The organism is Cupriavidus mimosae (genome assembly GCF_023952485.1).
Classification (GTDB): domain Bacteria; phylum Pseudomonadota; class Gammaproteobacteria; order Burkholderiales; family Burkholderiaceae; genus Cupriavidus; species Cupriavidus taiwanensis_C.
In genome coordinates, this window is the sequence record NZ_JALHRY010000017.1 from 85,165 (window position 1) to 110,008 (window position 24,844).

Genomic DNA, 24,844 nt, shown 5'->3' on the forward strand with positions numbered 1-24,844 from the left:
ATACGGCCCTTGCCGGTCGCCATGCCGCTTCGCCGTAACCGGCAGGGCGCCGCCGGCACCTGAAGTCCCCGGTTCCGACCCCCGCCCGCAATGCCGGCGGGGCGTCGTCGTTTTGAACGCCCCCTGCCGACATGCCTGACGCCACGCCCGCCTTTCCCTTTGTCAACCTGCCGCTGATCAAGCCGGGGCTGCGCCACAGCGTGGCCGGCCTGCGCGGCTCGGCCGATGCGCTGGCGGTGGCCGCGTATGCGCGCCAGCACCGCGCGCGCGCGCCGATGCTGGCGGTGGTGTGCTCGCATGCGGTCGATGCGCAGCGCCTGGCCGAGGAAATCCCGTGGTTCGCGCCAGAGCTGCGCGTGCGCCTGCTGCCCGACTGGGAAACCCTGCCCTACGACAGCTTCTCGCCGCACCAGGACCTGGTCTCCGAGCGCCTGGCGACGCTGCACGACATCCAGAGCGGCCAGTGCGACGTGATGCTGGTGCCCGCCACCACCGCGCTGTACCGGCTCGCGCCGCCGGCCTTCCTGGCCGCCTACACCTTCTTCTTCAAGCAGGGCGAGCGGCTCGACGAGGCCGCGCTCAAGGCACAGTTCACGCTGGCCGGCTACGAGCACGTCAGCGCGGTGATGCGGCCGGGCGAATACAGCGTGCGCGGCGGCCTGATCGACCTGTACCCGATGGGCTCGGCGCTGCCATACCGCATCGACCTGTTCGGCGACGAGATCGAGACCATCCGCGCCTTCGATCCGGACACGCAGCGCAGCCTGTATCCGGTCAAGGAAGTGCGGCTGCTGCCCGGGCGCGAGTTCCCGCTCGACGAAGCCGCGCGCACCGCCTTCCGCGGCCGCTGGCGCGAAGTATTCGAAGGCGACCCGACCAAGTCGCCGATCTACAAGGACATCGGCAACGGCGTGCCGTCGGCCGGCATCGAGTATTACCTGCCGCTGTTCTTCGAGCACAGCGCCACCGTGTTCGACTACCTGCCCGCCGACACCCAGCTGGTGTTCGCCGGCAACATCGACGAGGCCATCCGCCGCTTCTGGGCCGACACCACCCAGCGCTACAACTTCATGCGCCACGACCGCGAGCGCCCGTTGCTGCCGCCCGCCGACCTGTTCCTGTCGGAGGAGCAGTTCTTCGTCGCCGCCAAGCCGATGGCGCGGCTGGTGCTGCAGGTCGAGGCCGGCGCGGAGCAGCCGGCGTTCTCGGCCATCCTGCCCGACGTCGCGGTCAACCGCCGCGCCGAAGACCCGCTGGTCAACCTGGAGTCGCTGCTGCTCGACCGGCAGACCCGCGTGCTGATGTGCGCAGACTCCGCCGGCCGGCGCGAGACGCTGCTCCAGCTCTTTGCCGAAAGCGGCCTGCGCCCGCATCCGGTCGACGACTTTGCCGCGTTCCTCGCCGGCGACGCGCATTTCTCGATCGCGGTGGCGCCGCTGCAAAGCGGCTTCGCGCTGCCGCAGGCACGGCTCGCCTTCGTCACCGAAGCCGAGCTCTACGCCGGCACCGCGCGCCGCACCGGCCGCCGCAAGCAGGAGCAGGCTTCCGCCGTCGATTCGATGGTGCGCGACCTGGCTGAACTGAAAATCGGCGACCCGGTGGTGCACAGCGAGCACGGCATCGGCCGCTACCAGGGCCTGGTGACGCTCGACATGGGCCAGGGCGACGAGGAATTCCTGCATCTGGACTACGACAAGGGCAGCAAGCTCTACGTGCCGGTGCACCAGCTGCATGTGATCTCGCGCTATTCGGGCGCAGATCCCGATACGGCGCCGCTGCACCACCTCGGCTCGGGCCAATGGGACAAGGCCAAGCGCCGCGCCGCGCAGCAGATCCGCGACACCGCCGCCGAACTGCTCAACCTCTATGCGCGACGCGCCGCGCGCGAGGGCTTCGCCTTCCCGCTCTCGCCCAAGGACTACGAGACCTTCGCCGAGAGCTTCGGCTTCGAGGAAACCCCGGACCAGGCCGCCGCGATCGCCGCGGTGATCGCCGACATGACTTCGGGCAAGCCGATGGACCGGCTGGTCTGTGGCGACGTCGGCTTCGGCAAGACGGAGGTGGCGCTGCGCGCGGCCTTCGTCGCGGTGCTCGGCGGCAAGCAGGTGGCGATGTTGGCGCCGACCACGCTGCTGGCCGAGCAGCATTTCCAGACGCTCTCCGACCGCTTCGCCGAATGGCCGGTGCGCATCGTCGAGCTGTCGCGTTTCAAGACCAAGAAAGAGATCGACGCCGCCATCAGGCAGATCAACGAGGGCAGCGTCGACATCGTCATCGGCACCCACAAGATCCTGTCCGACCAGGTCAAGTTCCAGCGCCTGGGCCTGGTCATCATCGACGAGGAACACCGCTTCGGCGTGCGCCAGAAGGAAGCGCTGAAGACACTGCGCGCCGAGGTCGACATCCTGACCCTGACCGCCACGCCGATCCCGCGCACGCTGGGCATGGCACTGGAAGGCCTGCGCGACTTTTCGGTGATCGCCACCGCGCCGCAGAAGCGGCTGGCGATCAAGACCTTCGTGCGGCGCGAGGAAGACGGCGTGATCCGCGAGGCCATCCTGCGCGAGCTCAAGCGCGGCGGGCAGATCTACTTCCTGCACAACGAGGTCGAGACCATCGAGAACAAGCGCGCAAAGCTCGCCGAGCTGGTGCCCGAGGCGCGCATCGCGGTGGCGCACGGCCAGATGCACGAGCGCGAGCTGGAGCGCGTGATGCGCGATTTCGTCTCGCGTCGCGACAATATCCTGCTGTGCACCACCATCATCGAGACTGGCATCGACGTGCCGACCGCCAACACCATCCTGATCCACCGCGCCGACAAGTTCGGGCTGGCGCAGCTGCACCAGCTGCGCGGCCGCGTCGGGCGCTCGCACCACCAGGCCTATGCCTACCTGCTGGTGCATGACGTCGACGGCCTGACCAAGCAGGCGCAGCGCCGGCTCGAGGCGATCCAGCAGATGGAGGAACTGGGCTCGGGCTTCTACCTGGCCATGCACGACCTGGAAATCCGCGGCGCCGGGGAGGTGCTGGGCGACAAGCAGTCGGGCGAGATCCACGAGATCGGCTTCCAGCTCTACACCGACATGCTCAACCACGCGGTCAAGGCGCTGAAGGCCGGCAAGGAGCCCGACCTGATGGCGCCGCTGGCCGCCACCACCGAGATCAACCTGGGCACGCCGGCGCTGCTGCCCAACGACTACTGCGCCGACGTGCACGAGCGCCTGTCGCTGTACAAGCGCCTGGCCAACTGCGAGACCCCGGAGCGCGTCGACGATATCCAGGAAGAACTGATCGACCGCTTCGGCCGCCTGCCGGCGCAGGCGCAGGCGCTGGTGGAAACGCACCGGCTGCGCATCGCCGCGGCGCCGCTGGGGGTGCGCAAGATCGACGCCGGCGAAGCCACCATCAGCGTGCAGTTCGTGCCCAACCCGCCGATCGACGCGATGCGCATCATCGAGCTGGTGCAAAAGAACCGCCATATCAAGCTGGCGGGTCAGGACAAGCTGCGCATCGAGGCCAAGATGCCGGACGTGGCGGTGCGCGCGCAGACCATCAAGCATACGCTGCGGCAACTGGCGTAGCGCCGATGCCGGGCGTGCATGGACGCGGCGCGCGGCCGGGTGTAGCATCGATTCCTTAACAAGTTAGCGATACCGCCCCATGCCGACCCAAGCCGCCCCCGCCGGATCTTCCCGCCAGCCCGTCCCTGAAACCGCCGCGCGCGGCAGCGCGCTGGAATGGACCCAGCGGCTGGTGGCCTACGACACCACCAGCCGCCATTCCAACCTGGGCCTGATCGAGTCGGTGCGCGACCATTTCCTGGCCAAGGGGTTGAAGCCGCATCTGAGCTACAACCCGCAACGGGACAAGGCCAACCTGTTCGTCACCGTGCCCGCGGCCAATGGCGCCACCAACGGCGGCATCGTGCTGTCCGGCCATACCGACGTGGTGCCGGTGGACGGACAGGCCTGGACCACCGACCCGTTCAAGCCGGTGGTGCGCGACGGCAAGCTGTACGGCCGCGGCACCTGCGACATGAAAGGCTTTATCGGCACCAGCCTGTCGCTGCTGCCCGCCATCCTCGACGCCCGGCTGCGCGAGCCGGTGCACTACGCGCTGTCGTTCGACGAAGAGATCGGCTGCATGGGCGCGCCCTACCTTCTGGCCGAACTGCGCGAGCGCGGCGTGACTCCCGGCGGCTGCATCGTCGGCGAACCCACCAGCATGCGCGTGATCGTCGCGCACAAGGGCATCAACGCCTACCGCTGCTGCGTGCGCGGCCAGGCCGCGCATTCGTCGCTGACGCCGCGCGGCGTCAATGCCATCGAATACGCGGCGCGGCTGATCTGCTTCATCCGCGACATCGCCGACGAGTTCAAGGCCAACGGCCCCTACGACCAGGCCTTCGACGTACCCTACACCACCGCGCAGACCGGCACCATCCAGGGCGGCATTGCGCTCAACACGATCCCGGCGCTGTGCGAGTTCGTGTTCGAGTTCCGCAACCTGCCGGGCGTCGACCCGGAAGCGATCTACGCGCGCATCCAGGCCTATGCCAACGACGTGCTGCTGCCGAAGATGCGCGCCGAGCACGCCGACGCCGACCTGACGCTGAGCAAGATCGCCGCGGCGCCGTCGCTCGACGTGGCCGAGCAGGAAGCCATCACGCAGCTGGTGCGCGCGCTGACCGCGGACCGCGACACCAACAAGGTGGCCTACGGCACCGAGGCCGGGCTGTTCCAGCGCGCGGGCATTCCGGCGGTGGTATGCGGGCCCGGCGATATCCAGCAGGCGCACAAGCCGGACGAGTTCGTTGCGCTGGAACAGCTGGCTGCTTGCGAGGCGTTCCTGCACAAGGTGGTGGACAGCCTGCGCGTGGCGGCTTGACCAGCGCCGCCGCGGCTTTATCGCTTGCACTTCGTCGAGATGCCCGCCCTCACCCCAGCCCTCTCCCGCACGCGGGAGATGGAGCAAGCCACCAGCGTTTGACAGCACCGTAGCAATCCCAACCCGCTTGTTTGCTCCCCTCTCCCGCCTGCGGGAGAGGGGCGGGGGTGAGGGCCAGTGCTTGCAGCACCGCATGCGCCCGCTCACCAAGAAGCCGAACATCCTGCCAGCATCAAACCAACAACAACGAAGGAGATCCTGCATGGCCGCACGTCGCACCGCTTCTCGCTCCACCACCCGCTTCGCCCTCGCCAGCCTGGCCCTGGCCGCAAGCCTGCTCTGCCACACCGCGCAGGCGCAGACGCCTGCCGCACCCGCCGGCGCCGATGCGCTGCACGCCCAGATCGAGACCCGCGCCAGGGCGGTGGAAAAGCAGCTGATCGCCTGGCGCCGCGATATCCACCAGCATCCGGAGCTGGGCAACTACGAAACCCGCACCGCGAAGCTGGTGGCGGACCACCTGCGCAAGCTCGGCATGGAGGTGAAGACCGGCGTGGCCAAGACCGGCGTGGTCGGCGTGCTCAAGGGCGGCAAGCCTGGCCCGGTGGTGGCGCTGCGCGCCGACATGGACGCGCTGCCGGTGAAGGAGCGCGTCGACGTGCCGTTCGCGTCGAAGGCCAAGGGCCAGTACCTGGGCAAGGAAGTCGACGTGATGCACGCCTGCGGCCATGACACGCACGTGGCAATCCTGATGGCCACGGCCGAGGTGCTGGCCGGCATGAAGGACCAGCTGCCCGGCTCGGTCAAGTTCATCTTCCAGCCGGCCGAGGAAAGCCCGGCCGACGTCGAGCCCAACGGCTCGAACATGTGGGGCGCCAAGCAGATGGTGGCCGAGGGCGTGCTGGACCATCCCAAGGTCGACGCGATCTTCGGCCTGCACGTCACCAGCGGCATCGAATCGGGCAAGCTGGGCTGGCGCAGCGGCGCCTCGATGGCCGCGGCCGACCAGTTCTGGATCGACGTCAAGGGCCGCCAGACGCACGGCGCGCGACCGTGGGGCGGGATCGACCCGATCGTGGTGGCGTCGCAGATCGTGATGGGGCTGCAGACCATCCAGAGCCGCCAGGTCAATGCCATGCTGGAGCCGTCGGTGATCACCGTGGGCACCTTCCACGGCGGCAACCGCATGAATATCGTGCCGGAGAAGGTCGAGATGATGGGCACCATCCGCACCTATGACGAAGGCATGAAGAAGGACATCCACGCCCGCATGAAGCGCACCACCGAGGCCATTGCCTCCAGCGCCGGGGCCGAGGCGAATTTCCGCGTGGTCGAGCTGTACAACGCCACCATCAACCAGCCGGCGCTGACCGAGAAGATGGCGCCCACGCTGCAGCGCGTGGCGGGCGACGGCAACTGGCTGATCACGCCCAAGGCCACCGCGTCCGAGGACTTTTCGTTCTACCAGGAGAAAGTGCCGGGCTTGTTCTTCAATCTCGGCGTGACGCCCAGGGGGCAGGACGTGACCAAGGCGCCGTCGAATCACTCGCCGGAGTTCTATGTGGATGAGCCGGCGCTGATCAACGGCGTGCGCGCGCTGTCTAGCCTGACCGTGGACTACATGGTGATGGCGCAGCGTTGATTCGCCCGGGGGCGCCGCGGGGGGCTACAATAGCGCTTTTGCCGCGTAGCAGCCCCCGCCTTGCCGACGACCGCGCAAGCGCCCGATTTTCGCCCGTCATGCCCCTGATCCTGCAGAGCCTCGCCCCGCTTGCCCCCGCCGACCTCGACACCGCCCGCACCCTGGCCCGCGCGTCCGCGCTGGTGCCGCGCAGCGACACCGTGGCCGTGGCCGAGGACTGCGCGCCGCTGACGCCGGCGCTGCGCGACGCGCTCGATGACTTTTGCGGCCCGCGCGCGATCGACTGGGCGGTGGTGCCGGCCGGGCGCAAACTGTCCGACTTCCGCCTGGTGGCGATGGACATGGACTCGACCCTGATCACGATCGAGTGCATCGACGAGATCGCCGATTTCTGCGGCCTCAAGGCCGAGGTCTCCGCCATCACCGAAGCCGCCATGCGCGGCGAGATCACCGACTTCAACGAAAGCCTGCGCCGCCGCGTGGCGCTGCTCAAGGGGCTGGACGCCGCCGTGCTGGAGCGCGTCTATGCCGAGCGCCTGCGGCTGTCGCCGGGCGCCGAGCGCATGCTGGAGACGGTGCGGGCGCTGGGCCTGAAGACGCTGCTGGTTTCCGGCGGCTTCGTGCACTTCACCGACCAGCTCAAGCCGCGCCTGCAGCTCGATTTCACCCGTGCCAACACGCTCGAGATCGTCGACGGCAAGCTGACCGGCAACGTCCTCGGCGAGATCGTCAACGCCGACGTCAAGGCCCGCACCGTGCAGGAAATCTGCGCGCAGATCGGCGCCACGCCGGACCAGGCCATTGTCATGGGCGATGGCTCCAACGACCTGAAGATGATGGCCGTGGCCGGGCTGTCGGTGGCGTTCCGCGCCAAGCCGGTGGTACGCGCGCAGGCCAGCGTCGCCTTCAACCACGTCGGCCTCGACGGCCTGCTGGCGCTGTTCCCGCACTGATTCCCGCCAGGCGCCTCGCCTTCTGAAGCGTCCGCCGCGCGCGGACGCCGCTCGCGCGCCGTCGCCGCGCGGGACGTTCCAGTGCGGTGAACTCCCCCGAAAAGTATCAAGCACCGCCGTCATTCCCGCGCAGGCGGGAATCCAGCGTCTTTTGCAGTCACGGGGTTCCCGCCGGCGCGGGAACGACAGTGGCAAAGTGAACACCCCCCGAGCTGGTGCTTGCGCGTACAAATGCGAATCATTATTATTAATGTTTCGTTGATCTGACATTGCCCCATGCAAGTTCTGGCCGTCCTTCTTGGCCTGGCTGCGGCCGCGTGCCTGTACCTGGCCGCGCCCAACCAGGCGTTGCTGCCGCCTGGCCTCCTGACCCGCCCGCGGTTGTCCGGCTGGCTGGGGCTGGCGCTGACCTGCGCCAGCACCTGGCTGTGGAGCCTGACCGACGGCTGGCCGGTCGCGATCGCCGCCAGCCTGGTCACGGTGCCGTGCGCGCTGTCGGTATGGCCGTTCATCGGCACCTGGGCTGCACGCAAGCGCCACGGCGCGAGGGGGCAGCAAGCATGAGCGCGGACACCTCCGGCATGGGTACCAAGTGGCTGGCCGGCACGCTGCTCGGCCTGCCGCTGGCGATGGTGCTGTGCACGCTGGCGCTCCTGGCCCTGCCGGGCGGCTGGCAGACCGGCATCGTCGCGTCCGTGGCGGCCTGCCTGCCGGTGTGGGTCGCGATCATCAGCGCCAGCCTGCTGTTCCGTTCCAGCCGCAGTGCGTGGCTGTGGCTGGGCGGCGCCAACCTGCTCGGCTTCGGCGTGCTGTGGGCGCTGCGCCTGGCCGGCCTGGCGCCGGCCGCCCTGCCCACTCCCTGAGATTGCCATCATGAAAACCGCAACCCTGCGCCTGTACCAGACGCTGCACACCTGGGTCGGCCTGATGGCCGGCTGGGCCCTGTTTATCGCCTTCTTTGCCGGGGCGATCACCGTATTCCACCACGAGCTGCATGTCTGGCAGTCGCCATTACGGCTCAAGGGCAGCGCGCCGGTCGAGGCCAAGGCGGACCCGGTCGCGGTCGACCGCTTCATGCAGAAGCTGGTTGCGATCCACCCCGAAGCCGCGGCCAGCGCCTACGTGATCATGCCGTCCGAGGGCGAGCCCAGTATCTCCGCCTACTGGCAGGACCAGGCCGGCGAGTGGCAGATGTCGACCGACGCGCGCCTGGCCGGCAACGCCGCGATGCAGCGCGACACCTCGCGCGACCACGTCATGGGCGAGCTGTCGGCGTTCCTGAACAGCCTGCACTATTCGCTCGGCATCCCGGTCGGCGGCATCTATTTCATGGGCGCGATCTCCGTACTGTACGGACTGGCGCTGGTGTCCGGCGTGCTGCTGCACCTGCCGCGGCTGAAGAAAGACCTGTTCGCGGTGCGTCCCGGGCGCAACCTCAAGCGCTTCTGGATGGATACCCACAATGTGCTGGGCCTGTTCAGCCTGCCCTTCCACCTGGTCTTCGCCATCACCGGGGCGCTGTTCTGCCTGTCGCTGGTGCTGATGATGGTGTTCAACACGCTGACCTTCAACGGCCGTCTGTTCGAGGCGGTGCCGACCGCCACCACCGCGGTGCCGGAAGTTGTCGCCGCAGGGCGCGCGGTGCCGACGCTGCCCACCGCCACGCTGATGCAGATTGCGCGCGAACACGGCGGCGAGCGCTTCACCCCGGAGTCGTTCCGCTTCCAGCGCTACGGCGACGCCAACGCCGTGGTCGAAGTGCGCGGCACCAGCACGCGGGCACTCGGCAACCTGGGCTCGGTCGGCATCCACGCCGCCAGCGGCGAACCCAATGCCGGCCAGCTGACGGCCAACCAGACCGCCGGCGCGCGCGACGGCAACCACGGGCTCTACAGCGCGCTGTACGCGCTGCATTTCGGCACCTTCGGCGAGCTGCCGGTGCGGCTGGTCTACCTGCTGGCCGGCCTGGCCGGCGCCTTCCTGTTCTATTCCGGCAACCTGCTGTGGATCGAATCGCGGCGCAAGCTGCGCCAGGCCGAGCAGCCGCGCGTGCATCGCCTGCTGGCGCAGGCCACCGTGGGCGTCTGCATCGGCTGCTGCATCGGCGTGGCGCTGTGCTTCCCGGCGGCGCTGCTGTGGCCCGAGCGCGCCGTCAGCCAGACCTATTTCATCGTGTTCGGCCTGGCCTGCGCCTGGGCGCTGCTGCGCCCGCCCGTGCGCGCCGCGGTGGAGCTGCTCTATGCCGCCGCGCTGGCCGCGCTGACGGTGCCGCTGTCGAACGCGATCCTGACCGGCGACCACCTGCTGCACAGCATCCCCAGCGGGCACTGGATCATCGCCGGCTTCGACCTCGGCGCGATCGCACTGGCCGCGGGTTTTGTCGCCCTCGCCAGCGCCACCGCGCGGCGGGCCCGCAGCGGGCCGGCGGAGTCGGTCTGGGCCATGCCGCTGGCAGGGCTGGCGCAACCAGGCGCCAGCGCCGCTGCCGGGGCCAAGGCGATGTCCGGCACCGAGACGCGCTGAAGCGCTGCCGCAATAAAAAAACGGACGCCACGGCGTCCGTTTTTTGTTGTCGGGACTGCCCTACACTAGCAGAGGTCAACCACCGCGAGCCCCACCATCATGGAACCGACCTTCCACCAGTTTTCAGAACTGTTCGACCAGCTTGGCCTGGCGTCCGACGAAGCCAGCATCCGCACCTTCATCGGCAAGCATGCGCCGCTGCCCGAGACCCTCGACCTGGCCGAAGCCCCGTTCTGGACGCCCGCCCAGGCCGCCCTGCTGCGCGACGAGCTGCTCGACGACGCCGACTGGGCCGAAGTCGTCGACCAGCTCAACCTGGCGCTGAGACAGCCAGCCTGACCTGCGAGGGCGATCAGGCGGACAACGTGCCCTCGATCGCCTGGCGCAGGTCGGCGATCAGGTCGCGCGTGTCTTCCAGGCCGATATAGAGCCGCACCAGCTCGCCGGTATCGTGCCAGCCCGCCGGCGGCCAGGTGCCCGCCGGGCGCATGCCCTGCACGTGGTACGGCACCGCCAGGCTGTGCGCGCCGCCCCACGACCAGCCGATGGCAAACAGCTGCAGGGCTTCGACGAAGGCATCGACCTGCTGGCGTGTATAGCGCTCGCGCAGCACGATGGCGAACAGCCCGCTGGCGCCGGTGAATTCGCGCCGCCAGTTGGCATGGCCGGGACAGTCCGGCAGCGCGGGATGCAGCACGCGCGCCACCTCCGGCCGCTGGCGCAGCCATTCGGCCACCTCGCGCGCGGCGCGGTCATGCGCGGCCAGGCGCACCGGCAGGCTCGGCAGCGCGCGCAGCACCAGGTGGCAGTCGTCGGCGGACACGCCCCAGCCCATCAGCATGCGGGCGCGCTTGAGCCGCCCGTGCAGGGCATCGTCGCAGGTCAGCACCGCGCCCATCAGCACGTCGCTGCCGCCCGACTGGTACTTGGTCAGCGCCTGCACCGAGATATCGATGCCCAGCTCGAACGGGCGGAAGTGGACGCCGGCCGACCAGGTATTGTCGATCGCGGTCAGCACGCCGCGCGCGCGCGCCGCGGCGACGATGGCGCCGCAGTCGGGCACTTCCATCGTCACCGAGCCGGGCGACTCCATCCAGATCAGACGCGTGTTGGGCTGGATCAGCGCGGGCACCGCGGCGGCGTCCATGGGATCGTAGTAGCGCACGGTCACGCCGAAGTCGCGCGCCAGCCACTCGCCATGGTCGCGGTTGGGGCCGTAGACGTTATGCGGCACCAGCACGTCGTCGCCGCTCTTGAGCAGCGCGAAATACACCAGCGAGATCGCCGCCAGGCCCGACGGCTGCAGCAGCGTGTGGCGCGCGCCCTCGAGCAGCGCCAGGTGCTGGCACAGGGCCTCGCTGGTGGGCGTGGCATGCAGGCCGTAGCGCCAGTAAGTGGTGGCGCCGTCGCCATGCGCGCGCAGTTCGGCGAGGTTGCGGAACACCACGGTCGAGCCGCGGTGCGTGGCCGGGGAAAACGAGGCAAAGCCGGGGGCGATGTCCAGCTCGGGCTGGACCGCGACGGTCTGCAGGTAATGGGATGCGGGCTTGTCGGATGGGGAATCGGACACGGCGGTTTCCTTGCTGGCTGCCGGCCGGCCGCAGCACGCGGCACGGTCAGGCATGAGACGCGATAAGCCTCCGAGCTTACCAGCAAATGCCGCCCGCGCCACCGGAAGACTTCAGCGCGTGGCGCCGGAAAAGGCTTACCAGCCGGAAATCGACGACTTTGGCGGCGGCGGCGCGTAGGTGACGCCGCTGTTGGGCGTCATGTCGAACGGGGGAATCACCAGCATGCCGAGCGGGCGGATGAAGAACGGCAGCACGATGGCCGGATTGAAGGTATCGGTCCAGGTGCCGCGCACGGCGCCGCTGGCGTCGATGGTGCCTTCCCAGTTGCCCGACACCCTGGTGCCGTCGTCGGACTCCTCCATCAGGAAGGCGCCGTCTTCCCACTCGCCGGCCAGCAGGCGCACGCCGGTGCCGCGGCCGCTGTATTCGCCGCGCACGCTGTCGCGTTCGTCGGGCTTGGGGCCCAGGCGCAGACGCACCGGCTGGTCGCCGACCTTGCCGACATAGACCGGCAGCGACGCGTACTCCGGCCGTGGTGCCAGCGGCCGGGCGGCGCCGGTCGACAGCGCCGCGCCGCGGCGGGCCTCGCCGTCGCGGATGGCCTGGTTCAGGCCCAGGGCTTCACCGCCGGCGGCAGCGCCGTTCACCGGGCCGGTCGACAGCTCGGTGGCCGGCGCCGCCCGCGCCGCGCTCGCCAGGGCGAGCACGGCAACGGCGCCAAGGATCGTGCAAAGGTCGGTCAGCCGGGCCACGCGCAAGGCAGTCCTCAGATCCGCTCGAAGATGGCGGCAATGCCCTGCCCGCCGCCGATGCACATCGTCACCAGCGCGTAGCGGCCCTGCACGCGGTTCAACTCATGCAACGCCTTCACCGTGATCAGCGCGCCGGTGGCGCCGATCGGGTGGCCCAGCGAGATGCCCGAGCCGTTCGGGTTGACCTTGGCCGGGTCCAGGCCAAGCGCCTTGCTGACCGCACAGGCCTGCGCGGCAAAGGCCTCGTTGGCTTCGATCACGTCCAGGTCCGACACCTGCAGGCCGGCACGCTCCAAAGCGATCCTGGTCGCCGGCACCGGGCCGATGCCCATGGTCTTGGGGTCGACGCCGGCATGGCCGTAGGACACCAGGCGCGCCAGCGGCTTCAGGCCGCGGCGCTCGGCCTCGGCGCGCTCCATCATCACCACCGCGGCGGCGGCGTCGTTCAGGCCCGAGGCATTGCCGGCGGTGACGGTACCGTTTTCCTTGGCGAAGACCGGCTTGAGCTTGGTCATGTCGTCCATGGTGGCGTCATGGCGCACATGCTCGTCGGTGTCGAAGCTGACCTCGCCCTTGCGGCCCTTGGTCACCACCGGGACGATCTGGTCCTTGAAGTAGCCAGCCTTGATCGCGGCCGAGGCGCGGCGGTGCGATTCCAGCGCGGCTTCGTCCTGCTGCGTGCGCGAGATCTCGTATTCCTTGGCGACGTTTTCGGCGGTCACGCCCATGTGGATGCGGTGGAACGGGTCGTGCAGCGCGCCCAGCATCATGTCGACCAGGCCGGCATCGCCCATGCGCGCGCCCCAGCGTGCCGCCGGGGCCAGGTAGGGGGCGCGGCTCATGCTTTCGGCACCGCCGCCGATGGCGACGTCGGCATCGCCCAGCAGGATGGTCTGCGCGGCGCTGACGATGGCCTGCAGGCCCGAACCGCACAGGCGGTTGACGGTCAGCGCCGGGGCGTTGACCGACACGCCGCCGTTGACGGCGGCGACGCGGCCGAGGTACATGTCGCGCGGCTCAGTCTGGATCACGTTGCCGAACACCACATGGCCGACGTCGTCGCCGGACACTAGCGCGCGGGCCAGCGCCTCGCGCACCACCAGCGCGCCCAGCTCGGCCGGCGCCACGTCCTTCAGGCTGCCGCCAAAGGTTCCGATCGCGGTACGGACACCGCTCACTACTACGACTTCACGCGTCATGACTGTCTCCATCCAGGTTATGTTGCACCGCACAGTATAGCCGCAGCGCAGCCGAAGCGAACGGTCGTACTTTTACCTAATGGCAGCCGTGCCGGCATCGTCCGGCGGGACTAGCTCAGACCTCGCCCCACAGGTCGTGGCCGTCGGCGCCGGTGATCTTCACGTCGACGAACTCGCCGGCGCGGTAGCGTTGCGAGGTGCGCTGCGGCGGCGCGATATAGACCAGTCCGTCGATTTCCGGCGCATCCGCCGACGAACGGCCGATGCCGCCATCCTGGTTGACCTCGTCGACCAGCACGCGCAGGGTCTGGCCGACCTTGCGCTGCAGGCGGCGGGCGGACACCGCCTCGGCCACTTCCATGAAACGGGCGCGGCGTTCCTCGCGCACTTCGTCGGGCAGCGCGCCCGGCAGGTCGTTGGCCGTGGCGCCCTCCACCGGCGAATACGCGAAGCAGCCGACGCGGTCCAGTTCGGCCTCGGCAATGAAATCCAGCAGCGTCTGGAACTCGGCCTCGGTCTCGCCCGGGAAGCCGGCGATAAAGGTGCTGCGGATGGTCAGTTCCGGACAGATCTCGCGCCAGGCGCGGATGCGGTCCATGGTCTTCTCGGCGTTGGCCGGGCGCTTCATGCGCTTGAGCACGTCCGGGTGAGCGTGCTGCAGAGGCACGTCAAGATACGGCAGCACGTGGCCGTTGTTCATCAGCGGGATGATTTCGTCGACGTGCGGGTACGGATACACATAATGCAGGCGCACCCAGGCGCCATACTGCGCGGCCAGCTCGCCCAGCGCCGCCACCAGTTCGGTCATGCGGGTCTTGAGCGGACGGCCGTTCCAGAAGCCGGTGCGGTACTTCACGTCGACGCCGTAGGCGCTGGTGTCCTGCGAGATCACCAGCAACTCCTTGACCCCGGCCTTGAACAGGTTCTCGGCCTCCAGCATGACCTCGGCCACCGGGCGCGAGACCAGGTCGCCGCGCATCGACGGGATGATGCAGAACGAGCAGCGATGGTTGCAGCCCTCGGAGATCTTCAGGTAAGCGTAGTGCTTCGGCGTGAGCTTGATGCCGGCGGCCGGCACCAGGTCGGTAAACGGGTCGTGCGGCTTGGGCAGGTGCGTGTGCACCGCCTGCATCACCTCGCCCAGCGCGTGCGGCCCGGTCACGGCCAGCACCTTGGGATGCACCGACGACACGATGTCGTGCCCCGCCGCGTCCTTCTTTGCCCCCAGGCAGCCGGTGACGATGACCTTGCCGTTCTCGGTCAGCGCCTCGCCGATCGCGTCCAGGCTTTCCTGCACCGCTTCGTCGATAAAGCCACAGGTGTTGACCACCACCAGGTCGGCGCCGTCATAGGTGCCGCTGATGGCATAGCCCTCCGCGCGCAGCTGGGTGATGATCTGCTCGGAGTCGACCAGCGCTTTGGGGCAGCCAAGGGAAACGAATCCCACACGCGGACTATGGTCTTTCTGGTTCGTTGCTTCTGAGGGGTTTTTCACGTTGGAATCCGAATGTGGGGCAAGGCGCGGCGGCCGGACCGTCGGTCATTGAGACAAGGCCGCCAGTCGCGAAAAAGGCAATCGCGCATTTTAACCGTTTGCCGGAATTTGCCGGCGCCTGACGCACGACATGCTGCACCGGCCTACGGTTACCCCGAAGTCACTCCGCGCGTTGCAGGCCTTGCAGGACCTGCGCGATCTGCAGCGAGTCCTGCATGCGCCGGATCGCGGCATGCAAGTCGCCGGCCTGCGGCCAGGTCCGTTTCAGGTAGCTGAGCCAGAGCTTGACGCGTCCGTGCTCGTGGCATGAGGCAATGCGGGCATGCAGCTTGTTCAGGTACGTCGCGATCTGGCCCAGCACCAGCGGCCATTCCTCGGCGCACGGCGTGCTGGCCATCTGGCCGCGAATGCGCTGGGCCAGGAACGGGTCCGAGACCGCGCCGCGGCCGATCATGACGTCGTCGCAGCCGCTGACTTCGCGGCAGCGCGCCCAGTCCGCGACGGTCCAGACGTCGCCATTCGCTATTACGGGTATGTTGACGGCCGCCGCAATGCGCGCGATCCAGTCCCAGTGGGCCGGCGGCCGGTAGCCGTGGTCGCGCGTGCGGGCATGCACCACCAGCGAGGCCGCGCCGCCTTCGGCCAGCGCGGTGGCGCAATCGATGGCCAGCGCGGTATCCGAAACGCCCAGCCGCATCTTGGCGGTCACGGGGATGTTGGCCGGCACCGCGGCGCGCACCGATGCAACGATCCGGTTAAGCAGCGCTGGATCGGCCAGCAGCATCGCCCCGCCGCCATGCCGGTTGACCACCTTGGCGGGACAGCCGAAGTTCAGGTCAATGCCGTGCGGCGACAGGGTCGCAGCATAGGCGGCATTGCGCGCCAGCCACTCGGGATCGCTGCCGAGCAGCTGGATCACCATCGGCGTGCCGCTGCGGGTATAGCCGCCGGACAGGATCTCGGGCGTGTCGCGCTCATAGACCCGCGCCGGCAGCAGCGATCCCGTCACCCGCACGAATTCCGACACGCAGCCGTCGTAACCGCCGGTATCGGTCAGCACATCGCGCAGCACATAGTCGGCGAGCCCTTCCATCGGGGCCAGGAACAGCCGGCTCATGGCAGGCACCGCGCCGCGGGCACCGGCGCCGGACAGGAAGATTGGAGAAGGTGGGACATGGGACGCCGCGCAAACAAGGCGAGTCCCAGACTGAGCCGCCGAAAGATGCGATACACAGGCCCCGGATGGGGCAAAGCGCGCATTCTACCTGCTTTGGGATGGGGGGCGCTGGGGATTCGCCTGCACGCAAGCGCCGGCTGAGCGCCGGCCCAGGTGCGGATGCGTGGCGGGCGTCCGGCCCGCCGCCGCTTGTTGCTACTTCTTGTCCGGCTGGTTGAACGGGAACGTGCCGAACATATTCTTGGCCTGGTTCTGCATCTGCTCCTGCATCTGCACGAACAGGTTCTTGCTCTGCTCGATGTAGTTGCTCATCATGCCCTGCATCATCGGGCCCTGCATATTCATGAACTGCGACCACATGTCGGGGCTGAACGCTTCGCCGGAATACAGGCCCTTGGAGTTCTCGGCCAGCTTGTTCTGGATGTCGATGAAGGCCTGGATGTTCTTTTCCAGGTAGGTGCCCATCATGCCCTGCATGGCATGGCCGTAGAAGCGGATGATCTGCGACAGCATCGCGCTGGAGAACATCGGCACGCCGCCGGTCTCTTCTTCCAGGATGATCTGCAGCAGGATGCTGCGCGTCAGTTCGTCACCTGACTTGGCGTCGACGACCTTGAACTCCTCGGAATCCATCACCAGCTGTTTGACGTCGGCCAGGGTGATGTAGGTGCTGGTCTGGGTATCGTAGAGCCTGCGATTGGGATACTTTTTGATCAGTCGCTCTGCGCCTTTTTTGGTCGTGGCCATCGGTGCTCTGTCCTTGTGTCGTCGCTGATTGCGCGCTGCTGCACCGCATGGGGTGCAGTGCGCAAATCGGTACCGCCCGCGCCATCTGCTGTAGTCGTGCCGGCCGTGTTGCGGCTGTTCGCGCATGGCTGCGCGCCGCGGCCCGCCGTCTCGCCCCCGCGAGGGCGATGCTGCACGACTATGGTGCTGGCTGCGCCGCTGCCCTGATTCTATGCCCAACAAAGCACTAAGAAAAGCGACGAGGCTTAAGGAAAACCCGGTAGACCGGCGCATCGCGAAGCCGATGCCGCACGCCCGGAAATGATTCGCGGGCCTTGACGGCCCGCGAAACCGGCGGCGAAATACAAGCTCCGCCGCCTTGTGCGCCGCGCTGGCTGCACCGCAAAACGCGGCCGCCGGCGCGGCTGGCTGGGCGCCAGCTCAGCCCATATGCAGGCCGCCGTTGAGCGAGAAGTCGGCGCCGGTCGAGAAGCCGGACTCCTCCGAGGACAGCCAGGCGCAGATCGAGGCGATCTCTTCCGGCTCGCCCAGGCGCTTCACCGGGATCGTGCCGACGATCTTGTCGAGCACATCCTGGCGAATGGCCTTGACCATGTCCGTGGCGATATAGCCTGGCGACACCGTGTTCACCGTCACGCCCTTGGTCGCCACTTCCTGCGCCAGTGCCATGGTGAAACCGTGCAGGCCGGCCTTGGCGGTGGAGTAGTTGGTCTGGCCGAACTGGCCCTTCTGCCCGTTCACCGACGAGATATTGACGATGCGGCCCCAGCCGCGATCGGCCATGCCGTCGATCACCTGCTTGGTGACGTTGAACAGCGAGGTCAGGTTGGTGTCGATCACCGCATCCCAATCGGCGCGGGTCATCTTGCGGAACACCACGTCGCGCGTAATGCCGGCATTGTTGATCAGCACATCGACTTCGCCGACCTCGGCCTTGACCTTGTCGAAGGCAGCCTTGGTCGAGTCCCAGTCCGCCACGTTGCCTTCGGAAGCGACGAAGTCGAAACCCAGGGCCTTCTGCTGCTCCAGCCACTTTTCACGGCGCGGCGAGTTGGGGCCGCAGCCGGCCACCACGCGAAAGCCATCCCTCGCCAGCCGCTGGCAGATGGCGGTCCCGATACCACCCATGCCGCCGGTCACATACGCAATGCGCTGAGTCATGTCCACTCCTTGATTGGCTTTTCGTTATTTGCCGCCGGGCCACGCCATGCGCGCGCCCGGCGCACCCCTTCTTAATTGCGCTCGACCGCCAGCGCCACGCCCATGCCGCCGCCAATGCACAGCGACGCCAGGCCCTTCCTGGCATCGCGGCGCTTCATTTCGTGCAGCAGCGTCACCAGGATACGGCAGCCAGACGCGCCGATCGGGTGGCCGATGGCAATGGCGCCGCCGTTGACGTTGACCTTGGAGGTATCCCAGCCCATCTGCTGGTGCACCGCCAGCGCCTGCGCGGCGAAGGCCTCGTTGATTTCCATCAGGTCCAGGTCCTGCGGGGTCCAGCCCGCGCGCGACAGCGCGCGCTTGGACGCCGGCACCGGGCCCATGCCCATCACCTTCGGGTCCACGCCGGCGTTGGCGTAGCTCTTGATGGTGGCGAGCGGGGTCAGGCCCAGTTCCTTGGCCTTGGCCGCCGACATCACCACTACCGCGGCGGCGCCGTCGTTCAGGCCCGAGGCGTTGGCCGCGGTCACGGAGCCGGCCTTGTCGAAGGCGGGCTTGAGGCCGGCCATGCTGTCGAGCGTGGCGCCGTGGCGCACGAACTCGTCGGTCTTGAAGGCCACCGGGTCGCCCTTGCGCTGCGGGATCAGCACCGGCACGATCTCTTCGTCGAACTTGCCGGCCTTCTGCGCAGCCTCGGCCTTGTTCTGCGAGCCCACCGCGAATTCGTCCTGCGCTTCGCGCGTGATGCCGTATTCCTTGGCCACGTTCTCGGCGGTGATGCCCATGTGGTACTGGTTGTACACGTCCCACAGGCCGTCGACGATCATGGTGTCGACCAGCTTGGTGTCGCCCATGCGGAAGCCGTCGCGCGAGCCCGGCAGCACGTGCGGCGCGGCGCTCATGTTTTCCTGGCCGCCGGCAACCACGATCTCGGCGTCGCCCGCCATGATGGCGTTGGCGGCCAGCATCACTGCCTTCAGGCCCGAACCGCACACCTTGTTGATGGTCATGGCCGGCACCATCGCCGGCAGGCCGGCCTTGATCGAGGCCTGGCGCGCCGGGTTCTGGCCCGAGCCGGCGGTGAGCACCTGGCCCATGATCACTTCGCTGACCTGGTCCGGCTGGATGCCGGCACGCTCCAGCGCGGCCTTGATCACGATCGCACCCAGTTCCGGCGCCGGAATCTTCGCCAGCGAGCCGCCAAATTTGCCAACCGCGGTACGGGCCGCGGATACGATGACAACGTCAGTCATGGTGTAGTCCTCTCAATGGAAACAGGGACCCGCATGCCCGCCGGCGCGCGCGGGGCGCACGCAGGCGGACGCGCGGGCATCATGCCTTGGCCTTGACGTAGCGCCCAGGCGCGGGTTCGATCGCAGGGTAGCGCGCGTTTCCGTACTGCGCAGGCGCGGCGCGCTTGGCGCCGGCATGGCTGGCCAGCCATGCCGACCAGTCCGGCCACCAGCTGCCGGGATGCTCGGTGGCGCCGGCGAGCCATTGCTGCGGCGACGCCGGCAAGGCGGCGTTGGTCCAGTGGCTGCGCTTTTTCTTCGCCGGCGGATTGATCACGCCGGCGATATGGCCGGACGCGCCCAGCACGAAGCGCAGCTTGTTCTTCAGCAGCGCGCTCGAGGCATAGGCCGCGGTCCACGGCACGATATGGTCCTCGCGCGAGCCGTAGAGGTAGGTCGGCACGTCGATGCTGCCCAGGTCCACCGGCGCATCGCAAACGGTCAGCTTGCCGGGCACCTTGAGTTCGTTCTGCAGGTAGGTGTGGCGCAGGTACCAGCAGTACCACGGCCCCGGCAGGTTGGTCGCGTCGCCGTTCCAGAACAGCAGGTCGAACGGCACCGGGGTATTGCCCTTCAGGTAGTTGTCGACCACGTAGTTCCACACCAGGTCGTTCGGGCGCAGGAACGAGAAGGTGTTGGCCAGCTCCAGCCCGCGCAGCAGCGCGCACGGCGCGCCGGCACCGCCTCCCAGCGTGGCTTCGCGCAGCTGCACGTGGCCCTCGTCGACGAAAACGTCGAGGATGCCGGTGTCGGCAAAGTCCAGCAGCGTGGTCAGCAGCGTCAGGCTGGCCGCCGGATGCTCGCCGCGCGCGGCCAGCACGGCGAGCGCGGTCGAAATGATGGTGCCGCCAACGCAGAAGCCGAGCACGTTGATCTGGTCCTCGCCGCTGATGTCGCGCGCGACTTCGATGGCGCGGATGGCGGCGTGCTCGATGTAGTCGTCCCAGGTGCGCGACGCCATGCTGGCATCGGGATTGCGCCACGACACCAGGAATACCGTATGGCCCTGCTCCACCGTATGCCGCACCAGCGAGCTTTCGGGCTGCAGGTCAAGGATGTAGTACTTGTTGATGCAAGGCGGCACCATCAGCAGCGGGCGCGCATGGACCTTGGCGGTGAGCGGCTTGTACTGCAGCAGCTGGAAGTATTCGTTCTCGTAGACCACCGCGCCTTCGGTCACCGCGACATTGCGGCCCACTTCGAACGCGGTCTCGTCGGTCTGCGAGATCTTGCCCCGCGTCAGGTCTTCCATCATGTTGCGCACGCCGGCGCGCAGCGATTCGCCGCCCGATTCGATCAGCAGGCGTTGCGCTTCGGGATTGGTGGCGAGGAAGTTGGCGGGCGACATCGCGTCGACCCACTGCGAGATCGCGAAGCGGATGCGCTGGCGCGTCTTGGCATCGGCCTCGACCGCGTCGGCGAGCTCGGTCAGCGCGCGGGCGTTGAGCAGGTAGAAGGCGGCGGCGTAACGGTACGGCACGTTGTTGCGCCACGCATCGCCGGCAAAGCGGCGGTCGTGCAGCGGGCCGGTGCCGTCGGGGTTGCCCTCGGCCAGCGCCCGCCACAGCGCGGCGAAGTCCTTCATATAGCGCTGCTGGATATCGGCCAGCTGCGCAGGGGCAATCTTGACGCCCGCCAGCGAATCGAGGCCCGGGATGCCGGCCATCATGCCGGATGCGGCCGCGTGGCCGTTGCCTTCAGTGCCCTGCCACTGGCGGGACCATTCCAGCCAGGTGGCTGGATCGAATGGCCCCGGCGTGAACTTGGGTGGTTGGGACTTGCCTTCCTGCGTGGAAGCTGCCGCACCTTTGCCGGTCGCCATGATCAGTTTTGTCTCTCTGCCGTCACTATTCGAACCGGCTCCGGGGCATTGCCCTGGCCGGCACTATGCATGGGGAGATGCTATCCGAACGGACCCGGCTCCAGCCCTTCCCCAGCGGGAGGGTCAGCCGGCACATCTGCCCTGGAACTGGCCTGGAACCCGGGTCGCACAAGCTGCGGCCAGGGCTTGCATCCATTCCGATAGCGGCTCCCTTTTATCCGGCGGGCACGGCTCCTTGGTTGCCAGCGCCATGCGTTATGCTTGCCGGAAAAACCTGGGAATCGTCAGCGATTCCGAGACATTCGAGGCCATTGTTGCCTTGCAACGCGCGCGCTGTCAATGTGGAAATCCGCCCCGGCGCCGCGCGCTGCCCGACCTACCGGACGGTAATGCAGCACACGCACCTGCCGAGGCCATCGAGCATAGTCGAGAAGGATGAAATTCTGATGTACATCGTGGCCATTGGCTGGCTCTACGTGGCGCTGATGATGGCGATCACCGAGCACAACGTGGTGGCGGGGGTCGCCACCTTCCTGATGTATGGGGTCGCGCCGGTGGCGCTGGTGCTCTACATCATGGGCACACCCGGCCGGCGCCGGCGCAAGGCCGAGGCCGAACGCGCGCTGGAGCAAAGCGCCCCGGCCAGCGAGGCGGCGAAGCGCGCGGACGAGTAAGGCGGCGCCGCGCTCAGTCGGCCAGCCAGACCAGGCTGGCCATGCGCCCGGTCACGCCGTCGCGCCGGTAGGAGTAGAAGCGTTCGGCATCGGCAACGGTGCAGGCATCGCCGCCGTGGATGTCGACGCAGGCGGCGCGGGCCAGGCGCGTGCGCGCCAGCGCATAGATGTCGGCAAAGTACTTGCCCGGGGCTCCGGCGCGGAACGCCGCGGCCACCGCGGCCTGTTCGTCCGGGCGTGCCTGCGCGAGGAAGGCCTCGCGCACTTCGGCGCCGACCTCGAAGGCCTCGGGGCCGATCGCCGGACCCAGCCATGCCAGCCAGCGCGTGGCAGCGCTACCGGCGCCCGCCTGCATCCGCGCCAGCGTGGCCTCGATCACGCCGTTGCACAGGCCGCGCCAGCCCGCATGCGCGGCGCCTACCACCGTTCCCTGCGTATCGCACAGCAGCACCGGCAGGCAGTCGGCCGTCATCACGGCGCAGACGTGGCCCGGCGCCAGCGCCAGGCTCGCATCGGCCCGCGGCACGGGATCGCCTGGTGCACCCACATGGTCGACGGTGGCGACCGCGCAGCCATGCACCTGTTCCAGCCATTGCGGCATCGACGGCAGGCACGCGGCCAGCCGCGCGCGGTTGCGCGCGACGTCAGCCGGATCGTCGCCGACGTGGGTGCCCAGGTTAAGGCCGCCGGGCATGCCGCCGGCGAGTCCGTACGGACCCTGGCTGACCCCGCCCTGACGCGTGGTCGACAGCGCCCGCACGCGCGCCGGCGCGGGCCAGTCGGGGACCAGCCAGGCGGGATCAGGCGTCGCGCTCATCGCCGTCACCGTCGTCGTCTTCGTCATCATCGCCGGCATATTCCCAGTGGGCCTCGCCGCCTTCCCACACTTCGCCCCAGGCCTCGTCTTCGTCGTCGGCCTGCGCGCTCTCGAAGTCGAGCGCATCGATCAGCGCCTGCAGGTCCTCGGGCGGCTGCGCGGTCCACGACATGTGCTTGCCGGTGGCAGGATGCACCAGGCCGAGCTTGTACGCATGCAGCGCCTGGCGCTCGTACGGCACCGGCAGCGGCACGCGGATCGCGGGACGCTGGCCGCGCTGGGTAGCGCGGAAATAGACCGGGTCGCCCACCAGCGGATGGCCGATCGATTCGAAATGCACGCGGATCTGGTGGGTGCGGCCGGTCTCGAGCTTGCACATCACCATCGACACGAAGCCCCGCCCCAGCGGCACCGTCGCCAGCGTGCGGAAATGCGTGCGCGACGGCTTGCCGCTGGCGGTCTGCACGATGGCCATGCGCGTGCGCTCGCGCGGGTCGCGGCCGATGGGCGCATCGATGGTGCCCTCGTCATAGGTACGGCCCCACACCAGCGCGATATAGGTGCGCTTGACCGTGCGCGCCTGCAGCTGCCGCACCAGGTCGGTCTGCGCGGTCAGCGTGCGCGCCACCACCATCAGCCCCGAGGTCTCCTTGTCGAGCCGGTGCACGATGCCCGCGCGCGGCAGCGACGCGGCGCCGGGGTCGCGATGCAGCAGGCCATTGAGCACGGTGCCGCTCCAGTTGCCGGCGGCAGGATGCACCACCAGCCCGGCGGGCTTGTTGATCACCAGCAGGGTGTCGTCCTCGTAGACCACGTCGAGCGGCACGTCCTCGGGGGCGAACGCCGACGATTCCGGCGCGGCCTGCGGCCGGACCTCGATGCGGTTGCCCATCTGCACCGCGTCGCGCGGACGGCGCACCTGCCCGTCGACGCGCACCGCGCCGCTTTCGATCCATTGCTGCAGGCGGCTGCGCGAAAACTCGCTGAAGTGACGCGCCAGCAATTTATCGAGACGCTCGCCATGCGAGGCGCTGTCCACCTCCAGCGACAGGGTCACGGCCGGATCGGCCGCGGCGGCCGGCGCGTCGGCGGCATCGTCGAATGCTTCCGCGCTGGCCTCGAAATCGGCCACCACCGCGGCGGCGCGCACCCGTTCGGGTGGCAGTCCTCCCACGCCATCTCCGGCTTGCGGGTTGGGCTGGGGGCTTGGGCTATAATGCTTGACGCTATTTTTCTTCATCCGGGATACGATTGCCCATGCAATTGCAGAGCATGAAACGCGCGCGCTGGCGCACGACAATTGGAGCGATTCTGCTCGCAGGCGGCTGCGTCATGCTGTCGGCATGCGGCCTGCTCGCGGACCAGCCCGACGAGACCGCCGGCTGGTCGGCCAACAAATTATATTCGGAAGCCAAGGATGCCCTGGATGGCGGCGACTACACCCGCGCCGTCAAGCTGTATGAAAAGCTCGAGGGCCGCTACCCGTTCGGGCGCTATGCGCAGCAGGCGCAGATCGACACCGCCTACGCCAACTACAAGGACGGCGAGACCGCGGCCGCGCTGGCGGCAGTGGACCGCTTCATCCAGCTGCACCCGAACCACCCCACCATCGATTACGCCTACTACCTGAAGGGGCTGATCAACTTCAACGACAACCTCGGCTGGCTGGGCCGCTTCTCGGGGCAGGACCTGAGCGAGCGCGATCCCAAGGCCGCGCGCGCTGCCTACGATGCCTTCCATACGCTGATCACGCGCTACCCGGAAAGCAAGTACACGCCGGACGCCACGCTGCGCATGCAGTACATCGTCAACTCGCTGGCCCAGCATGAAGTGCATGCCGCGCGCTACTACTTCCGGCGCGGCGCCTACCTGGCCGCGGTCAACCGCGCCCAGCAGTCGCTGAAGGACTACGACGGCGCACCGGCCAACGAAGAGGCGCTGTACATCATGATCCGCTCGTACGACGCGATGGGCATGAAGGACCTGCGCGACGACACCGCGCGCGTGATGGAGAAGAACTTTCCGGAGAGCGACTTCATCAAGTACGGCGCACGCCGCAAGGACAAGTCCTGGTGGGAAGTGTTCTGAGGGGAAGTGATCTGATGCCGCTGCGCCGGCAGCGGTAAAAAAAC

At 68.3% G+C, this 24,844-nt stretch carries 21 protein-coding genes; 10 read left to right on the top strand and 11 right to left on the bottom strand.

What is annotated here, in order from left to right; translation table 11 throughout:
- The first annotated feature begins 131 nt into the window (after positions 1–131).
- From mfd to MKD50_RS25540, 8 genes are all read left to right on the top strand, one after another.
- Positions 132–3,581 carry a transcription-repair coupling factor gene (gene mfd, locus MKD50_RS25505; protein WP_252669224.1) on the top strand — a complete coding sequence of 1,150 codons (3,450 nt, stop codon included), beginning with the start codon at positions 132–134 and terminating at the stop codon, positions 3,579–3,581.
- A 79-nt stretch (positions 3,582–3,660) separates the two neighbouring features.
- Positions 3,661–4,887, top strand: coding sequence for an acetylornithine deacetylase (gene argE, locus MKD50_RS25510; RefSeq protein WP_115706712.1), 1,227 nt, complete (start codon positions 3,661–3,663; stop codon positions 4,885–4,887).
- A 262-nt stretch (positions 4,888–5,149) separates the two neighbouring features.
- Positions 5,150–6,529, top strand: coding sequence for an amidohydrolase (locus MKD50_RS25515; protein ID WP_252669226.1), 1,380 nt, complete (start codon positions 5,150–5,152; stop codon positions 6,527–6,529).
- A 98-nt stretch (positions 6,530–6,627) separates the two neighbouring features.
- Positions 6,628–7,482, top strand: a complete 855-nt coding sequence (serB, locus tag MKD50_RS25520; protein ID WP_240074335.1) for a phosphoserine phosphatase SerB — start codon at positions 6,628–6,630, stop codon at positions 7,480–7,482.
- Positions 7,483–7,758: 276 nt separating this feature from the next.
- The gene (locus MKD50_RS25525) at positions 7,759–8,046 is read left to right on the top strand and encodes a hypothetical protein (protein WP_240074333.1); all 288 of its coding nucleotides are present in this window, start codon (positions 7,759–7,761) and stop codon (positions 8,044–8,046) included.
- On the top strand, positions 8,043–8,345 hold the full coding sequence (locus MKD50_RS25530; protein WP_252669227.1) for a hypothetical protein: 303 nt from the start codon (positions 8,043–8,045) through the stop codon (positions 8,343–8,345). Before MKD50_RS25525 ends, MKD50_RS25530 begins: the two co-directional genes overlap by 4 nt.
- 10 nt (positions 8,346–8,355) lie before the next feature.
- Complete coding sequence (locus tag MKD50_RS25535) at positions 8,356–10,005, top strand: PepSY-associated TM helix domain-containing protein (RefSeq protein WP_252669228.1); 1,650 nt, start codon at positions 8,356–8,358, stop codon at positions 10,003–10,005.
- A gap of 99 nt (positions 10,006–10,104) precedes the next feature.
- Positions 10,105–10,344: a DUF2789 domain-containing protein gene (locus tag MKD50_RS25540; RefSeq protein ID WP_252669229.1), complete on the top strand. Its 240-nt coding sequence runs from the start codon at positions 10,105–10,107 to the stop codon at positions 10,342–10,344.
- A gap of 13 nt (positions 10,345–10,357) precedes the next feature.
- Here MKD50_RS25540 and MKD50_RS25545 read toward each other — a convergent pair whose 3' ends face one another.
- The 9 genes from MKD50_RS25545 to phaC all read right to left on the bottom strand — a co-directional run bounded on the left by MKD50_RS25545 (position 10,358) and on the right by phaC (position 21,221).
- A complete protein-coding gene (locus MKD50_RS25545) occupies positions 10,358–11,575 on the bottom strand; it encodes a cystathionine beta-lyase (protein WP_252669230.1) in 1,218 nt (405 codons plus the stop codon).
- 135 nt (positions 11,576–11,710) lie between these two features.
- Positions 11,711–12,334 (bottom strand): hypothetical protein, encoded by a 624-nt coding sequence (locus tag MKD50_RS25550; RefSeq protein WP_252669231.1) that lies wholly within the window; start codon positions 12,332–12,334, stop codon positions 11,711–11,713.
- A gap of 8 nt (positions 12,335–12,342) precedes the next feature.
- Complete coding sequence (bktB, locus tag MKD50_RS25555) at positions 12,343–13,527, bottom strand: beta-ketothiolase BktB (RefSeq protein WP_252669232.1); 1,185 nt, start codon at positions 13,525–13,527, stop codon at positions 12,343–12,345.
- A 115-nt stretch (positions 13,528–13,642) separates the two neighbouring features.
- Positions 13,643–15,022 carry a 30S ribosomal protein S12 methylthiotransferase RimO gene (gene rimO, locus MKD50_RS25560; protein WP_115709159.1) on the bottom strand — a complete coding sequence of 460 codons (1,380 nt, stop codon included), beginning with the start codon at positions 15,020–15,022 and terminating at the stop codon, positions 13,643–13,645.
- 160 nt (positions 15,023–15,182) lie between these two features.
- Positions 15,183–16,139, bottom strand: a complete 957-nt coding sequence (locus MKD50_RS25565; protein ID WP_252669234.1) for a tRNA dihydrouridine synthase — start codon at positions 16,137–16,139, stop codon at positions 15,183–15,185.
- A 255-nt stretch (positions 16,140–16,394) separates the two neighbouring features.
- Positions 16,395–16,946: a polyhydroxyalkanoate synthesis repressor PhaR gene (gene phaR, locus MKD50_RS25570; RefSeq protein WP_018004481.1), complete on the bottom strand. Its 552-nt coding sequence runs from the start codon at positions 16,944–16,946 to the stop codon at positions 16,395–16,397.
- A 420-nt stretch (positions 16,947–17,366) separates the two neighbouring features.
- Positions 17,367–18,107, bottom strand: a complete 741-nt coding sequence (locus tag MKD50_RS25575) for a 3-ketoacyl-ACP reductase (protein ID WP_115706702.1) — start codon at positions 18,105–18,107, stop codon at positions 17,367–17,369.
- 71 nt (positions 18,108–18,178) lie between these two features.
- The gene (locus tag MKD50_RS25580; RefSeq protein WP_115680055.1) at positions 18,179–19,360 is read right to left on the bottom strand and encodes an acetyl-CoA C-acetyltransferase; all 1,182 of its coding nucleotides are present in this window, start codon (positions 19,358–19,360) and stop codon (positions 18,179–18,181) included.
- 79 nt (positions 19,361–19,439) lie between these two features.
- Positions 19,440–21,221 carry a class I poly(R)-hydroxyalkanoic acid synthase gene (gene phaC, locus MKD50_RS25585; protein ID WP_252669236.1) on the bottom strand — a complete coding sequence of 594 codons (1,782 nt, stop codon included), beginning with the start codon at positions 21,219–21,221 and terminating at the stop codon, positions 19,440–19,442.
- Between the two features lie 446 nt (positions 21,222–21,667).
- Here phaC and MKD50_RS25590 point away from each other — a divergent pair, with 446 nt between their 5' ends.
- On the top strand, positions 21,668–21,895 hold the full coding sequence (locus MKD50_RS25590) for a hypothetical protein (protein ID WP_115706700.1): 228 nt from the start codon (positions 21,668–21,670) through the stop codon (positions 21,893–21,895).
- Positions 21,896–21,908: 13 nt separating this feature from the next.
- Here the strand turns inward: MKD50_RS25590 and pgeF are convergent, their stop codons facing one another.
- Both pgeF and MKD50_RS25600 read right to left on the bottom strand, forming a co-directional pair.
- On the bottom strand, positions 21,909–22,712 hold the full coding sequence (pgeF, locus tag MKD50_RS25595) for a peptidoglycan editing factor PgeF (RefSeq protein WP_252669238.1): 804 nt from the start codon (positions 22,710–22,712) through the stop codon (positions 21,909–21,911).
- Entirely contained in the window at positions 22,696–23,952 is a 1,257-nt protein-coding gene (locus MKD50_RS25600) for an RluA family pseudouridine synthase (protein ID WP_252669240.1), read from the bottom strand. Before MKD50_RS25600 ends, pgeF begins: the two co-directional genes overlap by 17 nt.
- Positions 23,953–23,969: 17 nt before the next feature.
- Here MKD50_RS25600 and MKD50_RS25605 point away from each other — a divergent pair, with 17 nt between their 5' ends.
- Positions 23,970–24,800 carry an outer membrane protein assembly factor BamD gene (locus MKD50_RS25605; RefSeq protein WP_115662320.1) on the top strand — a complete coding sequence of 277 codons (831 nt, stop codon included), beginning with the start codon at positions 23,970–23,972 and terminating at the stop codon, positions 24,798–24,800.
- The last annotated feature ends 44 nt before the right edge of the window (positions 24,801–24,844 follow it).

Coding starts and splice junctions, on each gene's coding strand:
- MKD50_RS25605 (WP_115662320.1), top strand. CDS start 23,970: ATGCAATTGCAGAGCATGAAACGCGCGCGCTGGCGCACGACAATTGGA.
- MKD50_RS25525 (WP_240074333.1), top strand. CDS start 7,759: ATGCAAGTTCTGGCCGTCCTTCTTGGCCTGGCTGCGGCCGCGTGCCTG.
- argE (WP_115706712.1), top strand. CDS start 3,661: ATGCCGACCCAAGCCGCCCCCGCCGGATCTTCCCGCCAGCCCGTCCCT.
- mfd (WP_252669224.1), top strand. CDS start 132: ATGCCTGACGCCACGCCCGCCTTTCCCTTTGTCAACCTGCCGCTGATC.
- bktB (WP_252669232.1), bottom strand. CDS start 13,527: ATGACGCGTGAAGTCGTAGTAGTGAGCGGTGTCCGTACCGCGATCGGA.
- MKD50_RS25565 (WP_252669234.1), bottom strand. CDS start 16,139: ATGAGCCGGCTGTTCCTGGCCCCGATGGAAGGGCTCGCCGACTATGTG.
- MKD50_RS25590 (WP_115706700.1), top strand. CDS start 21,668: ATGTACATCGTGGCCATTGGCTGGCTCTACGTGGCGCTGATGATGGCG.
- MKD50_RS25515 (WP_252669226.1), top strand. CDS start 5,150: ATGGCCGCACGTCGCACCGCTTCTCGCTCCACCACCCGCTTCGCCCTC.
- MKD50_RS25535 (WP_252669228.1), top strand. CDS start 8,356: ATGAAAACCGCAACCCTGCGCCTGTACCAGACGCTGCACACCTGGGTC.
- phaC (WP_252669236.1), bottom strand. CDS start 21,221: ATGGCGACCGGCAAAGGTGCGGCAGCTTCCACGCAGGAAGGCAAGTCC.
- phaR (WP_018004481.1), bottom strand. CDS start 16,946: ATGGCCACGACCAAAAAAGGCGCAGAGCGACTGATCAAAAAGTATCCC.
- MKD50_RS25580 (WP_115680055.1), bottom strand. CDS start 19,360: ATGACTGACGTTGTCATCGTATCCGCGGCCCGTACCGCGGTTGGCAAA.
- serB (WP_240074335.1), top strand. CDS start 6,628: ATGCCCCTGATCCTGCAGAGCCTCGCCCCGCTTGCCCCCGCCGACCTC.
- pgeF (WP_252669238.1), bottom strand. CDS start 22,712: ATGAGCGCGACGCCTGATCCCGCCTGGCTGGTCCCCGACTGGCCCGCG.
- MKD50_RS25575 (WP_115706702.1), bottom strand. CDS start 18,107: ATGACTCAGCGCATTGCGTATGTGACCGGCGGCATGGGTGGTATCGGG.
- MKD50_RS25600 (WP_252669240.1), bottom strand. CDS start 23,952: ATGAAGAAAAATAGCGTCAAGCATTATAGCCCAAGCCCCCAGCCCAAC.
- MKD50_RS25540 (WP_252669229.1), top strand. CDS start 10,105: ATGGAACCGACCTTCCACCAGTTTTCAGAACTGTTCGACCAGCTTGGC.
- MKD50_RS25530 (WP_252669227.1), top strand. CDS start 8,043: ATGAGCGCGGACACCTCCGGCATGGGTACCAAGTGGCTGGCCGGCACG.